The sequence below is a fragment of the Neobacillus nitrireducens genome (assembly GCF_030915405.1).
Classification (GTDB): Bacteria; Bacillota; Bacilli; order Bacillales; family Cytobacillaceae; genus Neobacillus.
In genome coordinates, this window is record NZ_CP133262.1 from 1652047 (window position 1) to 1666879 (window position 14833).

12 protein-coding genes are annotated in these 14833 nt (G+C 40.2%); 1 reads left to right on the top strand and 11 read right to left on the bottom strand.

Annotated elements, in window-relative coordinates; translation table 11 throughout:
• Window positions 1-4: 4 nt before the first annotated feature.
• The 11 genes from rlmN to RCG22_RS07935 form a co-directional block, all read right to left on the bottom strand.
• Window positions 5-1096 (bottom strand): dual-specificity RNA methyltransferase RlmN, encoded by a 1092-nt coding sequence (rlmN, locus tag RCG22_RS07885; protein ID WP_098261145.1) that lies wholly within the window; start codon window positions 1094-1096, stop codon window positions 5-7.
• 3 nt (window positions 1097-1099) lie between these two features.
• Window positions 1100-2449: a 16S rRNA (cytosine(967)-C(5))-methyltransferase RsmB gene (rsmB, locus tag RCG22_RS07890; RefSeq protein WP_308106445.1), complete on the bottom strand. Its 1350-nt coding sequence runs from the start codon at window positions 2447-2449 to the stop codon at window positions 1100-1102.
• Between the two features lies 1 nt (window position 2450).
• The gene (fmt, locus tag RCG22_RS07895; protein WP_308106446.1) at window positions 2451-3389 is read right to left on the bottom strand and encodes a methionyl-tRNA formyltransferase; all 939 of its coding nucleotides are present in this window, start codon (window positions 3387-3389) and stop codon (window positions 2451-2453) included.
• Window positions 3386-3871, bottom strand: a complete 486-nt coding sequence (def, locus tag RCG22_RS07900; RefSeq protein WP_308106447.1) for a peptide deformylase — start codon at window positions 3869-3871, stop codon at window positions 3386-3388. Before def ends, fmt begins: the two co-directional genes overlap by 4 nt.
• A gap of 117 nt (window positions 3872-3988) precedes the next feature.
• Window positions 3989-6403: a primosomal protein N' gene (priA, locus tag RCG22_RS07905; RefSeq protein WP_308106448.1), complete on the bottom strand. Its 2415-nt coding sequence runs from the start codon at window positions 6401-6403 to the stop codon at window positions 3989-3991.
• Window positions 6390-7613, bottom strand: coding sequence for a bifunctional phosphopantothenoylcysteine decarboxylase/phosphopantothenate--cysteine ligase CoaBC (gene coaBC, locus RCG22_RS07910; protein WP_308106449.1), 1224 nt, complete (start codon window positions 7611-7613; stop codon window positions 6390-6392). The genes priA and coaBC overlap by 14 nt, the downstream gene beginning before the upstream one ends.
• A 203-nt stretch (window positions 7614-7816) precedes the next feature.
• The gene (rpoZ, locus tag RCG22_RS07915; RefSeq protein ID WP_098261140.1) at window positions 7817-8035 is read right to left on the bottom strand and encodes a DNA-directed RNA polymerase subunit omega; all 219 of its coding nucleotides are present in this window, start codon (window positions 8033-8035) and stop codon (window positions 7817-7819) included.
• 2 nt (window positions 8036-8037) lie between these two features.
• Entirely contained in the window at window positions 8038-8652 is a 615-nt protein-coding gene (gene gmk, locus RCG22_RS07920) for a guanylate kinase (RefSeq protein ID WP_098261139.1), read from the bottom strand.
• An 11-nt stretch (window positions 8653-8663) separates the two neighbouring features.
• Entirely contained in the window at window positions 8664-8927 is a 264-nt protein-coding gene (remA, locus tag RCG22_RS07925) for an extracellular matrix/biofilm regulator RemA (RefSeq protein WP_026566410.1), read from the bottom strand.
• Between the two features lie 67 nt (window positions 8928-8994).
• Entirely contained in the window at window positions 8995-9870 is an 876-nt protein-coding gene (locus RCG22_RS07930; RefSeq protein WP_098261138.1) for a YicC/YloC family endoribonuclease, read from the bottom strand.
• A 106-nt stretch (window positions 9871-9976) separates the two neighbouring features.
• Entirely contained in the window at window positions 9977-12655 is a 2679-nt protein-coding gene (locus RCG22_RS07935) for a calcium-translocating P-type ATPase, SERCA-type (protein WP_308106450.1), read from the bottom strand.
• A gap of 180 nt (window positions 12656-12835) precedes the next feature.
• On the opposite strand from RCG22_RS07935, the gene RCG22_RS07940 reads away from it, so the two are divergent.
• On the top strand, window positions 12836-14545 hold the full coding sequence (locus RCG22_RS07940) for an Rqc2 family fibronectin-binding protein (RefSeq protein WP_308106451.1): 1710 nt from the start codon (window positions 12836-12838) through the stop codon (window positions 14543-14545).
• Window positions 14546-14833 lie beyond the last annotated feature (288 nt).

Here is a 14833-nt window from a genome sequence, read left to right on the forward strand (position 1 = left end):
TTTGTCACCTCGTCTCCTCTTTCCGCTCCTTTGCACGAAGTTGCCCGCATGCTGCAGCGATATCTGACCCTTGCTCCCTGCGAATGGTTACGTTAATTCCTCGGTTTTTTAATGTTTTTTCAAAAGCGAAAATTTTGTCTCTTGGTGTCCGAACATAATCTCTTTCAGGAACATAGTTTACAGGAATTAAATTCACATGGCATTTTAAACCTTTTAATAAAACAGCTAACTCCTCCGCATGTTCGACTGAATCGTTTACACCGCCAAAAAGACCATATTCAAAGCTTATTCTACGTCCTGTCTTATCGATATAATACCTTACTGATTCCATTAAGTCATCAAGTTTATATGCCTTGTTAATAGGCATTAACCTTGAGCGCAATTCCGTATTAGGAGCGTGCAAAGAAATAGCAAAATTAATTTGTGTATTTTCATCTGCAAATTGATAGATTTTTGGAACAATACCGCTTGTCGATACGGTTATATGGCGTGCTCCGATATTAAGAGCCTTTTCATGATTAATTATTTTTAAAAATGAAAGCATGTTATCGTAGTTATCAAATGGTTCACCAATACCCATGATGACAACGGAATTTACACGCTCATCTGTTTCGTCAAGTGTTTGTTGTACTTTTACAACTTGAGCGACGATCTCGCCTGCTTCTAAATGTCTTTTTAATCCGCCTAATGTGGAGGCACAAAAAGTGCAGCCAATTCGGCAGCCAACCTGTGTCGTAACACAAACGGAGTTTCCATAATCATGGCGCATTAGCACCGTTTCGATCGAATATCCATCATGAAGTTCAAACAGAAATTTGATTGTTCCATCAGATGATGTTTGTTGAATCGCCGTTTTTAATGTTGTAAGGTCAAAATGACTTGCAAGCTTATCACGTAAACCTTTTCCGACGTTACTCATATCCTCAAATGATGTAATTCGTTTTTTATAAAGCCATTCAAAGATTTGTTCGGCACGGAATGGCTTTTCACCATTCTCTGAAAGCCAATTCTTTAATTCGTTAAGCTGCAATGAATAAATTGATTTCTTCTTTATTTCCTTAGCTGTATTTGTCTCAGTTGTATTTAATTGTTCCAACCGTTACACCTTCTTCCTTAAAACTGCAATATAAAATCCATCTGACCCAATATCTTGTGGGAATATTTGCAAATCAAAGCCCGTGATTAATGGCTGGATAGCTTCAGGCATCCTGCTTTTGAAGGATGCATCTCCTTCAAATTGAGGGTTATTCTGAAGGAATGTCTTAACCGTAAATTCATTTTCCTCTTTATCTACTGTACATGTACTATAGACAAGAATGCCGCCCTTTTTCAATAAGGGGGTTACGGACGTTAATAAGTCTTGCTGAATTGTACTTAACCGCTGAATATCCATCTCGGTTTTAGTATACTTCATATCTGGCTTTCTCCTCATGACCCCGAGACCGGAACAAGGAGCATCAAGAAGAATCCGGTCAAATGATTCAGTTTGGAACTTTTCTTGTATTTTTCTTGAATCAGATACACTTGTTTTAATATTTTCTAACCCTAAACGTTTTGCATTATCATTAATTAATCTTACTTTGTGCTGATGAAGATCAACCGAGATAACTTCACCCGTATTATTCATTTTCTCAGCAATATGTGTACTTTTACCACCCGGTGCCGCGCAGGCATCGAGGATAAATTCGTTTGGCTCCGCCCCTAATGCATAGGCTGCAAGCATTGAACTTTCATCTTGTATCGTAAACATTCCATACTTAAATGAGATTGTCGATGCTAGATTTCCCTTTATCGATCGAATTGCCTCAGGAATAATAGGACTCGTTTCGATTTGAAAACCATCCTCTTCTAAAATTGCAACACATTCATCTCTTGAAACTTTTGTAAGATTAACTCTGGCTGTTTGCAATGGAGCTGTTAGGTTGATCTCACACATTTCTTTCGTTTTTTGGTAACCAAATTGGTTTACCCATCTAGTAATCAGCCATTCAGGGTGACTCGTTTCAAGTGATAATCTTTTGTTTGGGTCCGTGACAACCTCCATGGACGGAAGTCCTTCTCTTTGAATGCTCCGCAACACTCCATTTACTAAACTTGCTATCCCTTTATGACCACGACTTTTAGCAATTTCCACTGCTTCATAGATAGCAGCTCTATCCGGTATACGATCGAGATAAACCATTTGATAGAGCGTAAGTCTTAGTAAATGATGAACCCAACTGGCTAACTTCTTATTATCTTTGACAAACGGCTCTAAATAATAGTCAAGCGCCATTCTTCTTTGTAATGTTCCATACGTCAATTCAGTAAGAAGTCCGACATCCTTAGCAGACAAATCGTGTTTTTCAATTGTAGAATTAAGCAGTAAATTACTGTAGGATTGGTTTTTTTCAATCGCAACTAAGATATCCATTGCAATTGCTCGTACATTCGTTATTGTTGAAGTCATTTTATTCTCCCAGCTTGGTGCCAATTGAAATTTTTGAACCTCTTAAAAATTGTTCACTCATCATTTTTGTTTTTCCAGAAGGCTGTAGCTCAATGATTTTGATGGCCGTTTCATTACCGGTACTTACTGAAAACCCGTCAGGTTCTATCGTAAGAATTGTTCCAGGTGTAACGCTCTTTTGTCCTGTTAACTTTTCTGCCCGCCATATCTTTATGACCTGACCATTCAAGGTGGTAAAGGCAACTGGCCATGGATTTAGGCCGCGGATATGATTATAGATTTCTTCACCTGTTCTCGACCAAATAATTTTTTCTTGTTCGCGCTTAATATTGGCTGCAAACGTGGCTTCTTCATTATTTTGAGGCTTGGGGGTCAGACGGCCATCCAATAGAAGCGGCAAGGTTTCAGATAACAATTTAGCTCCGGCTGTGCTCAATTTGATATGCAGTGTTCCCACATTGTCCTCTTCTGCAATCGGGACTTCAATTCTTGTTAAAATATCACCTGCATCTAATTTTTCCACCATATACATGATGGTGACACCAGTTTTCTGTTTTCCTTGCATAATAGCATAATGGATAGGAGCACCACCGCGTAGTTCCGGAAGCAGGGAGGCATGAACATTTATACATCTGTACCTAGGAGCTTCTAGCAGCTGTTTAGGTAAGATTTGGCCAAACGCAGCCGTGACAATTAAATCCGGATTCAATGAAAGGATTTTATCAAGTTCTTCTGCTTGACGAATTTTTTCTGGTTGATAGACGGGAATATCGTGCTTCAACGCCTCAACCTTCACAGGGGGAGGGGTTAGAATCCTTTTTCTTCCCACCGGTCGATCTGGTTGGGTAACTACACCAATGACTTCATATCCATCCTGAATCAATTGTTGTAAAATCGGGACAGAAAAATCTGGAGTACCCATAAAAACTATTTTGGTCATTCAGTTTCTACTCCTTTTAACTCATCTTCCTCTAAATATCTCGTTACTTTGGTTATAAATAAAATCCCATCAAGATGATCGATTTCATGTTGAATCGCCCTTGCCAGGAACTCCTCTGCCTCTAACGTGTATTTTCTGCCTTTTCGGTCAAAGGCATTAATTTTAACAAAATTCGGCCGTGTCACTTCTCCGAACAATCCAGGGAAACTCAAACAACCTTCTGGTCCAGATTGTTCTCCCGAGGTCTCTATAATCACAGGGTTAATCATTTCAATTGTCCCTAATTCATCATCAATATCCACAATTGCGATACGTGCGTCCAATCCAATTTGCGGAGCAGCTAGTCCCACCCCGTCATATTCAATCATCGTGTCATACATATCATCAAGTATTTTTGCAAGCTTTCTATCAAACTTAATCACTGGTTTACAAGTCTGCTCAAGTATCTCAGCAGGGTAATTTACTACTTTGAGTACAGTCAAATTCTTTCCCCCATTAATGCCAATCTTTTCAAGGCTTTATAAATTTATTAATTGCTTACATTTTCACCAAAAAAGCGAAATAATAACCTTTTATAGCATGATTATCTAAGGCTTGCCTTACATTAAAATGAATGGGTTAACATCTATTGAAACCAGTAAGCCGCTTTTGGTATCTTTTTGATATTGGTCCAAGATCGTTTTTAACATTTTTGTCATGTTCGGTTCCCGCTTGTATTTTATCAGACATTGATAGCGATATCTATTATTAATCTTAGGTATTGGCGAGGCTGCAGGTCCTAAAACGACAGCATCCTTTGATACTTGCGAACGTACATAATTAACAATTTTCTCTGTCGCCGCTACAACTGTCATCAACTTTTCATGGCTGACTGTTATCAAGGATAGATAATAGAAGGGTGGATAATGACGGATTTTTCGAATCATCATTTCACGCTGATAAAAGAGATCATAATCTTGTGTTCCCGCAAGCTCGATACTGTAGTGTTCCGGCGAATAGGTCTGAATAATGACCTCTCCCGGCAACTGATGACGTCCCGCCCGACCGCTTACCTGAGTTAATAATTGAAACGTTTTTTCAGATGCACGGAAATCAGGTAAATGCAGCATGGTGTCAGCTGAAAGCACACCAACCAAGGTGATATTGGGGAAATCCAACCCTTTGGCAATCATTTGGGTCCCGAGGAGAATGTCTGCTTTGCCATTCTGGAAATCAGTTAATAATCGTTCGTGTGATCCCTTGCGTCCGGTAGTATCGACATCCATGCGAATAACTCTTGCCTCAGGAAGTATCTTACCAAGTTCGTCTTCGACCTTTTGAGTACCAGTCCCGAAATAACGAATATAATCACTGGAACACTCCGGGCATTGATGCGGAACATGACTTTCATACCCACAATAATGACATTTCATTTGTTCATTTACCCGGTGATAGGTAAGCGAAATATCACAGTTTGGGCAATTCATTACATAGCCGCAATCACGGCACATGACAAACGAAGAATGTCCCCGTTTATTTAAAAATAAAACAGATTGTTGTTGTTTTTCTAATCTGTCCTTGAGCATGTCAAAAAGCTTTCGAGAAAACATGGACCGATTTCCGTCACGAAGTTCCTCGCGCATATCAATGATCTCCACTGCTGGCAAGGCTTGATTATTCATCCGGCTTGGGAGCGATAATAGATGATACACCTTCTTTTGAGCCCTGGCAAACGACTCAAGTGACGGAGTAGCACTTCCGAGCACAACCGGACAGCTATACGTTTTTGCCCTTTCTATTGCCACTTCTCTAGCATGATAACGGGGCATTTCCTCTTGTTTATAGCTGGTTTCGTGCTCCTCATCAATAATAAGAATGCCGAGGTTTTCAAATGGGGCAAAAATGGCTGATCTCGCTCCAACAGCTACTTTTACTTCTTTTCGTTGAATTTTACGCCACTCATCATATTTCTCCCCCGCAGACAAACCACTGTGCAAAACTGCCACTAAGTCCCCGAATCTCCCTTTAAATCGATTCACCATCTGAGGGGTGAGTGAAATTTCCGGTACGAGTACAATGGCTTCCTGTCCTCTTTCAATAACTTCCTGAATAGATTGGAGATAAATTTCTGTTTTGCCGCTCCCCGTTACACCATAGAGCAAGAATACTTCATGTCGTTTGGTTTCAATTGCGTTTAGGATCGGTCCAATCGCTGTTTGTTGGGAATTTGTTAGTGGTAATGGCTTGGTTCGTTTAAAAGTCTTATGTTCAAAAGGATTGCGATAAACCTCCATGTCATACTCAATAAGCAGCTTTTTTTCAACCAGCACCTTTACTGTTGCGGAGGTTGTTTTTACTTTAGCGACAAGCTGTCTTAATTCGACTGGCTCGAAATGCTCGGTAAAATAACTCAATACCTGTTTTTGCTTTTCCGCTTTTGCCGGGAATCGGTCTACTTCCAATTTTAATTCTTCCAGCGATACAAGCGGTCGAACAAACTTCCGCTGCTTCTTTCTAACCTTTTCCTTCACAATGTAAATGACTTCAAGCGTCCCTTTTGCTGCTTCCTTTAGTAATAAAGGAACGATTCCCTGTTTCAAAGCATCTTCCCAGTCAACCATAAGATTGTTCTCAAAAAGAGTTTGGAGAGGTTCTGATGATAAAGCAGACGCCTCCACCCCCTGAGCAAGTTTAACTTTTTTTTCGTATTTAGCCTTTAACGCCGCAGGAAGCATAACCTGGAAGGCAAAGATTTTAAAACATAGCGTATGCTCAGTCATCCAATCACCTAGTTCAAGTAATTCCTTGTTTAAGACTGGCTCGAAATCCATCGGCTCGATAATTTCTCTTAATTTTTCAAATTCAGATTGTGTTTTAAGTGAAGTGACAAATCCTTGGATTTTTCTCGGACCAAATGGAACGATCACTCTCATTCCCGGCTGAATTGTACCACTCCATTCAGCTGGAATTAAATAATCGAACGCCCTATCGGTTTGTTTTGCCGGGATATCCACAATCACATTAGCGATTTCCATTTTCATCCATATCCTTCAAAAGGAAAGTAATTTCACCGATAATCCTTTTTGCCACTTCACTTTTTGACATAAGCGGTAAATCCAAAACAGAGCCGGACCGTTTGAAAAGAGTGACAATATTTGTATCTGTCCCAAACCCCGCTCCTTCTGCTTTCACGTTATTCGCAACAATCATATCTGCATTTTTTGCCGTTAATTTTTTCCTTGCGTACTCTTCAATATTTTCCGTTTCAGCTGCAAAGCCCACCAATACTTGGTTCTTTTTCCGTTTTCCCAATTCTAACAATATATCTTTTGTTCTTTCTAATTCAATACTTGAATCACCGGCCTGCTTCTTAACCTTATGGTCATATGTGATTTTTGGACGGTAATCGGCAACTGCAGCTGTTTTAATGACGACATCAGCAGTGTCATAGTATTTCAAGACTGCGTTGTACATTTCTTCGGCGCTCTCGACTTTCACCATGTCCAATCCCAATGGAGCTGGCAACTCAACTGGACCCGAAACTAATACAACATGGGCTCCTTGTTTTTTTGCCTCCTCAGCCAGTGCATACCCCATTTTCCCTGTGGAATGATTGGAAATAAAACGGACCGGATCAATCTTTTCCCGGGTAGGCCCTGCTGTTACGACTACTATTTTACCTTTTAAATTTTTGTGAGCTTGATTGGTAAAAAACTGTTGGACAAGCTCGACAATCTTTTCTGGTTCTTCTAATCGGCCCTTTCCGACATAGCCACAGGCAAGATACCCTTCACTTGGTTCAATAAATTGATATCCGAAATCAGCTAAAATAGAGAGGTTTTTTTTCACAGCTGGATGGTCGTACATATGCACATTCATCGCAGGGGCAATCCAAACTGGTGATGTAGCTGCTAGCAATACCGTTGTGATCATATTATCGGCGATTCCACCAGCTATTTTCCCTATCGTATTTGCAGTTGCAGGGGCCAAAAGGATTAAGTCGGCCCAATCAGCTAAATCAATATGAGCAATTACATGCGGATTTTTTTCATCAAAGGTATCAACATATACCTCATTACGTGCTAACGCCTGAAAAGTTAATGGGGTAACAAATTTTTGTGCAGATTCACTTAAAATGACTTTTACATGGGCTCCCGCCTGTACTAGCTTACTTGTTAGTGCGGCAGCTTTATATACGGCGATTCCGCCTGTAACACATAATAATATTTTTTTATCCTGTACCATTATTGGATTCCCCCGCTTCTCGTCCATTTCACTCTTCCTTTATTATGCTAGAATGAAAACAATTTTTCATCTTTTTCCACTCGTAATTCGACAAATTCTACATAATCAGGATAACCAAAATAAAAAAGGCTGACACGTAAGGATTACCCCCTTTTGTCAGGCCTTCTCTCAGAAAATCTCTGTCAATTTATCATTGATGAAAACTATTCCGCAGATCCTTCAGCTTTTTTGGAAATCCGGTAGGTTAATTCACCGCTATATATTTCCTCAAGTGCCTTGCCAACATGCTTGTAGGAAACATACTTTGGCAATCTTTCATCCTTTATTTGGGACATAACACGTGCACGCTTCGCAGCAACAGATACAAGCGAGTATTTAGAATCAATTTTTTCAAGTAGCGAATCAATAGAAGGATATAACATTATCATTCAACCTCCAGCAATTTTTTATAACGGTGTTCAACACGTTCCCTACGGCAATGCTCCGCGGTAACAATACATTTTACGCGTTCACATGCGCGCTCCACTTGGTCATTTTCAACAACATAATCATATAGTTCCATCATTTCAATTTCCTCGCGTGCAGACAGCATGCGGTTTTGGATGATGTCATCTGTTTCTGTCCCTCTGGTGACAATCCGATTCTTTAATTCGGATAAACTTGGTGGCATAAGGAAAATAAATAAACCTTCAGGGAACTTTTCTCGAACCTGACGGGCACCTTTTACTTCGATTTCTAAAAAAACATCCTTACCAGCATCTAAGGTTTCACGCACATAGTCCACAGGGGTCCCGTAATAATTACCGACAAATTCGGCATACTCCAACAATTTCCCCTGTTCTATTAATTGTTCAAACTCTTCCCTTGACTTAAAGAAGTAATCGACACCATCAATTTCCCCTTCTCGCGGTACGCGGGTTGTCATCGAAATAGAGTATTCAAAAGCTGTATCCGGGTGGGAAAATATTTCTTTCCGAACCGTTCCTTTTCCAACACCTGAGGGCCCAGAAAGTACAATCAGCAATCCTTTTTCCTGCATTTTAAAAAATCCTACCCTTCATCAATTATTTCGTCACGATCAGCTAAGCGGTGTGCTACCGTTTCAGGTTGTACAGCTGAAAGAATAACATGATCACTATCCATAACAATTACTGCTCGTGTCCGCCTGCCGTATGTGGCGTCAATTAATGCACCCCGGTCCCGGGCATCTTGTATTATTCTTTTTATTGGAGCAGATTCAGGGCTGACAATTGAAATAATTCGATTGGCAGAAACGATATTTCCAAATCCAATATTAATTAATTTAATCGACATGGTATTCATCCAATCATTAATAATATATTTTGACCGTCCCAAACAGTTTCTAAACAAGATTACTCGATTACTCGATATTTTGCACCTGTTCTTTCAGCTTTTCAAGTAAACTTTTAATATCGACAACCTTTTTTGCAATGTTGGAATCGTTCGCTTTAGAACCAATCGTATTGGCTTCTCTGTTCATTTCCTGAACGATAAAATCTAACTTTCTCCCGATTGGTTCGATACTATCAAGGGTTTGCAAGAATTGCTGCAGATGGCTCTTTAAGCGAGTGACTTCTTCATTTATATCTGCTTTATCAGCAAACACAGCTACTTCCGTCAATAGTCTCGTCTCATCCAATTGCCCATTAACAAACTCTTCCATTCTTTTGGTTAAACGCTCTTTAAAGGATTGAACCACGAGTGGAGCAAATTTCTGGAGTTCTAATACATGGGTATCTAATTGAGATAAAATGGCGAGCAAATCTTTTTTTAATTCTTCTCCTTCTGCCATTCGCATTTTTTTTAACAGCCTGGCAGCTTCTTCTATTGCAGCTAGAACTAGATTCTCAAGCTCTTCATTACCAGTTTCACTTTCTTCAATATGTAAAAGTTCACTTCTATTAAGCAAGTCCTGAAGCGTTACCGTTCCCTCAACGTCATATTTTTCATGAGCATGTTTAATCACTTGGTAATACTCATCAAGCAATTTCCAGTCAACGTGGACTTTGCGGGTTACGACACCTTCACCCTCCAGGCTAACGTAAACTTCTACCCTGCCACGGCGGATATACTGATTAAGTTTCTTTTTCATACGATCTTCTATTTTTAAAAGCTGCCTTGGCATGCGGATATTCATTTCACAAAAACGGTGGTTCACTGTTTTTACTTCCACATTAACAGAGAAGCAATCTGATTCTGTTTTAGCTCTTCCAAAGCCTGTCATACTTATAACCATTTAGTGCACATCCAATCTCCTGAAAAATTGATCGGCTTGCTAAAAATTCTTTAATAGGCAAAAGGTAATAGAGTGGAATCTATTACCTTTTGGATTATAACACACTTTATTTTGTTTTTCTTAACAAAAATGACCCTGCTAGTAAAAAAGTTGGTATGGATGATAATCCAACAATCAACAGCCAATCCTTAGCTGCTATCGGCAGTGTATGGAAAATAGGCTGTAGCGGCGGGTAATAAATGACGACAAACATCAATGCAAGCGAAGATATAACCGCCCAAACTAGATACTGATTTCCGAAAGGATTTCTTGAAAGGACTGATTTTTCACTGCGACAATCAAAGACATGAATTAATTGAGCCATTACAAGTGTAGCAAATGCAACGGTTTGTGCATACTGCAACTCGGATGGATTATTATCGTAAACAATCATAAAGGAAATCAATGTGACGAGCCCGATTAGAAACCCCCGTGACACTACCTTCCAGCCTAATCCTCGTGAGAAAACACCTTCATCGGGGCTGCGCGGTTTGCGTTTCATTACATTTTCTTCAGGACGATCGAGGCCTAAGGCCATAGCCGGCAACCCATCTGTCACCAAATTCACCCAAAGAATTTGGATCGGAATGAGCGGCAGCGGCAGTGCTAAGATCATCGCAAATAGCATGACCAAAATCTCCCCAACATTGGAAGCCAGTAAGTAACGAACAAATTTCCGAATATTTTCATAGATATTTCTACCTTCTACGATTGCAGCCTTAATTGTGGCAAAGTTATCATCCAACAGGATTAGAGCCGATGCTTCTTTGGCGACATCTGTACCTGTAATCCCCATTGCCACTCCAATATCAGCTGCCTTAATGGCCGGAGCATCATTCACTCCATCCCCTGTCATCGCGACAATATGACCGCGATTTTGTAAAGCTTTAACAATTTTCAGTTTATGTTCAGGTGAGACCCTCGCAAATACCGACACATCATCTACGACTTCTTCGAGCTCATCGACTGACATTTTAGATAAAGCATTCCCATCTATGACCTTACTTTTATTGGTTATGATCCCAAGTTGTGCGGCAATCGCTTTTGCCGTAATCACATGGTCACCCGTAATCATCACTGTTTTAATACCCGCTTCTTTACATTCCTTTACCGCCTTTTTCACTTCAGGTCTTGGCGGGTCAATCATTCCCTGAATGCCAATAAGGGTTAAATTTTTCTCTGCTTCATGTTCACTTAAAATGATCGTGTTCGCTTGAATAGGTTTAAACGCAATTGCAATCGTTCGAAGTGCCTGTGAGGCTAGTCCGTTTATTGCCTCTTGAACGTTTTCCTGTGTCTGCTTATTTAAAAATTGTGTCCGCTCGTCCCAAAGGACCGACTCACTAATTCCTAAGATGACGTCCGGGGCCCCTTTAGTAACAATAAAATGCCGGCCCTGCTTGTCTTTCACATGTACGCTCATCATTTTCCTGGCTGAATCAAAAGGGAATTCATTAATAATCGTAAATTCATCTAATAATTTAGTTCGAGCAAAACCTGCTTTCATAGCGCTTACCAACAGTGCCCCTTCTGTTGGGTCTCCGTCAAGAAAATATTCATCATCCCTCACGATTAAATCTGAATGGTTACATAACATTCCAAAGATCAGCATTTGCTGCAAGGCCTTTTCATCGCGTGGATTAATATTTCTTTCATTTCTATAAAAATTACCTTGAGGTTGATAGCCAACCCCGTCAACCGTCCACGTTTGACCCCCACTCCACAAATGAGTAACCGTCATTTTGTTTTGAGTCATTGTACCTGTTTTATCAGAACAGATGACTGATGCACAGCCAAGGGTTTCAACGGCGGGCAGCTTCCTGACAATTGCATTTTTCTTGATCATTTTTTGAACTCCGAGCGATAATGCCACGGTAACAATCGCCGGCAGTCCTTCCGGGATAGCTGCAACCGCAAGAGATACACCGGCTAAGAACATTTCATAGAGGTCATGTCCACGTAAAACACCAACTACAACCACAAGAACGGTTAGCAACAAGGCGACCGTTATTAGGATTTTACCCAACTGCTCTAAGCGGCGCTGTAATGGAGTATCCTGGGACTCAGCATTTTGGAGTAAATCAGCAATTTGCCCCATTGCTGTTTTCATGCCTGTTGCAATAACGACGCCTATCCCGCTTCCCCGTGTTATCATCGTCCCCATAAACGCAATATTCTCCATGTCGCCAATTCCCGGGTTTGGGTTCGTCAAGGACTCAATATGCTTTGAGACGGGGACGGATTCTCCTGTAAGTGCGGATTCTTCAATTTCTAAACTTTTTGACTCAATTACCCGGACATCCGCTCCAATGCGATCTCCGCTAGTAAACTTCAAAATATCCCCTAATACTATTTCTTTTGAAGGAATTTTAATCCATTGACCATCACGTAGAACTGAAACCTGTGGTGCCGATAATTCCTTTAAAGCATCAAGCGATTTCTCTGCCCGCCTTTCTTGAAAAAAACCAAGAAATCCGTTGATTATGACGATGGCAATAATCGCAATCGCATCGATATATTCACCAAGCAATCCGGAGATCAGTGTAGCTGCAAGGAGAACCAAGACCATAAAATCCTTAAATTGACTAAAAAATAAGAGTAAAGCGGATTGCTTTTCTCCTTCGTCCAATTCATTGAGGCCGTACTGATTTATTCGTTTTTTTACTTCTTCCTGTGATAATCCAGAAGAAAAGTCGGTTTCTAAGGCCTTTTCTACTTGTTCTATCTTCATTTCATGGAATTTCATCCGACCATCTCACTTCCCCCATTATTGTATGAGACTTGCTCTATGGAAAGCTTATTCAGGGTCGTCCAAAAAAATGCTATGATATGGTGAAAGTTAAATTAGAATAAAGTTAAAAATAAGACAGGATTTTTTTAAGTAGGATATAATGAATTCATATGAATGTAGTAAAGGATGTTTTCCATGTCATTTGATGGTTTATTTACAAAAGCAATGGTCGATGAACTTGTTCGTTCCTTAAAAGGCGGGCGTATCAATAAAGTTCATCAACCCTATAAAAATGAAGTGATTCTCACAATTCGTGCGAATGGAGTGAATCAAAAGCTGCTTTTATCCGCTCACCCAAGCTACGCACGTGTCCAATTTTCTAATGAAGCCTATGAAAATCCAAGTGAAGCTCCCATGTTTTGTATGCTCCTTAGAAAACATATTGAGGGATATATTTTAGAGGATTTATATCAAGTAGAAACAGACCGGATGATTGTCCTAGAAATTAAGGGCAGAAATGAGATTGGCGATATCAGCTATAAACAATTAATTATTGAAATTATGGGCAGGCATAGCAATATCGTTCTGGTCGATAAAACTCGAAATGTCATTCTTGACAGCATCAAACATGTTTCCTTTGCGGTCAACAGTCATCGGGCCATTTTGCCTGGGCAACCTTATATTTCCCCACCTGAACAACATAAGCAAAATCCGTTTACTGCCACGGAAACGGATGTATTAAGAAAAGTGGATTTTAATGCAGGAAAAATTGACCGCCAATTAGTTGAGCAATTCGCTGGTGTCTCTCCTCTTTTTGCCAAGGAAGTTATCTTCCAAAGCGGCCTTGCGAATCGTGCAACTGTTCCGGAAACATTTCTTAGCATGGTGAAAAATGTTGAAGCGGGTGATATTTCCCCTTCGATTGTCTCAGCAGGCGGTAAGGATGCTTTTTACTTATTTCCACTTGAGCATTTAAAAGGAGAAATAAAAACCTATCATACACTAAGTGAAATGCTTGACCGTTTTTATTTTGGCAAAGCGGAGAGAGACCGGGTAAAACAGCAGGGGAATGATATTGAACGGTTTATTGATAATGAGATAGAAAAGAATGTAAAGAAAATTGACAAGCTCAAGGCTACTCTAAAAGAAGCTGAGCGTGCCGATCAACATCAACGCTTCGGCGAGTTGTTAACTGCCAATTTATATGCCGCTAAGAAAGGAATGAGTGAGATTGAAGTTCTCGATTATTATGATGAATCCGGTGGCACTCTATTAATTCCGCTCGATCCCAGAAAAACACCATCTGAAAATGCCCAAAAATATTTTTCTAAATACCAAAAGGCAAAAAATTCTGTTGAAATTGTCGTTGAGCAAATTGAAATAGCACAAGTTGAAGTAGCTTATTTTGATAATTTATTGCAACAGGTACAAGCTGCTTCTCCAAAGGATATTCAAGAAATTCGTGAAGAACTAGTTGAGGGCGGTTATATCCGTGAACGGCAGAAAAAGAAATTGAAAAAGCCCCAGAATGCTAAGCCGGTTTTAGATCAGTTTGTATCTAGTGATGGGACAGATATCATCGTCGGGAAAAATAATAAGCAAAACGACTATTTAACCAATAAGCTGGCCGCAAGGGATGAGATTTGGTTGCATACGAAGGATATTCCCGGGTCTCACGTGGTGATACGCAGCAAAGAACCGTCTGACGAGACGATTCGGGAAGCTGCTGTTTTGGCCTCCTATTATAGTAAGGCAAGAAATTCAAGCTCAGTTCCTGTTGATTTCACTAAGGTCCGGTTTGTTAAAAAACCAAGCGGTGCTAAGCCAGGTTTCGTGATTTATGATAATCAACAGACCGTTTTTGTCACACCGGATGATGAATTGGTGCTTAAATTGAAGAAATAGGAACAAAAAGCGCAAGCGCCCGTTCAGCGGCGTATGGCCTGGAGCACTCCAACTGAGATAAAGGAAACACGAAGAGCGTTAGCGAATTCGTGCTTGACTTATCGTAGGGCGGAGAGCGAAGGACACTAGCCGTTGGGCGCTGGAGCTGGATTCAAAGAGACTAAATCAATTTATCCACAATTAATATTTTATAATTTCCTATACAGCAAGGAAAGAGGATGTCCGGAAGATCTTGGACACCCTCTTTTTCTATTTATCAGCGGGAATTACCTGTTTATCAGCGAAAAC

Excerpts from the sequence above, each read along its gene's own strand:
- rsmB (WP_308106445.1), bottom strand. The coding sequence starts at position 2,449 with ATGACTTCAACAATAACGAATGTACGAGCAATTGCAATGGATATCTTA.
- fmt (WP_308106446.1), bottom strand. The coding sequence starts at position 3,389 with ATGACCAAAATAGTTTTTATGGGTACTCCAGATTTTTCTGTCCCGATT.
- priA (WP_308106448.1), bottom strand. The coding sequence starts at position 6,403 with ATGGAAATCGCTAATGTGATTGTGGATATCCCGGCAAAACAAACCGAT.
- coaBC (WP_308106449.1), bottom strand. The coding sequence starts at position 7,613 with ATGGTACAGGATAAAAAAATATTATTATGTGTTACAGGCGGAATCGCC.
- rpoZ (WP_098261140.1), bottom strand. The coding sequence starts at position 8,035 with ATGTTATATCCTTCTATTGATTCGCTACTTGAAAAAATTGATTCTAAA.
- gmk (WP_098261139.1), bottom strand. The coding sequence starts at position 8,652 with ATGCAGGAAAAAGGATTGCTGATTGTACTTTCTGGGCCCTCAGGTGTT.
- remA (WP_026566410.1), bottom strand. The coding sequence starts at position 8,927 with ATGTCGATTAAATTAATTAATATTGGATTTGGAAATATCGTTTCTGCC.
- RCG22_RS07930 (WP_098261138.1), bottom strand. The coding sequence starts at position 9,870 with ATGGTTATAAGTATGACAGGCTTTGGAAGAGCTAAAACAGAATCAGAT.
- RCG22_RS07935 (WP_308106450.1), bottom strand. The coding sequence starts at position 12,655 with ATGAAATTCCATGAAATGAAGATAGAACAAGTAGAAAAGGCCTTAGAA.
- RCG22_RS07940 (WP_308106451.1), top strand. The coding sequence starts at position 12,836 with ATGTCATTTGATGGTTTATTTACAAAAGCAATGGTCGATGAACTTGTT.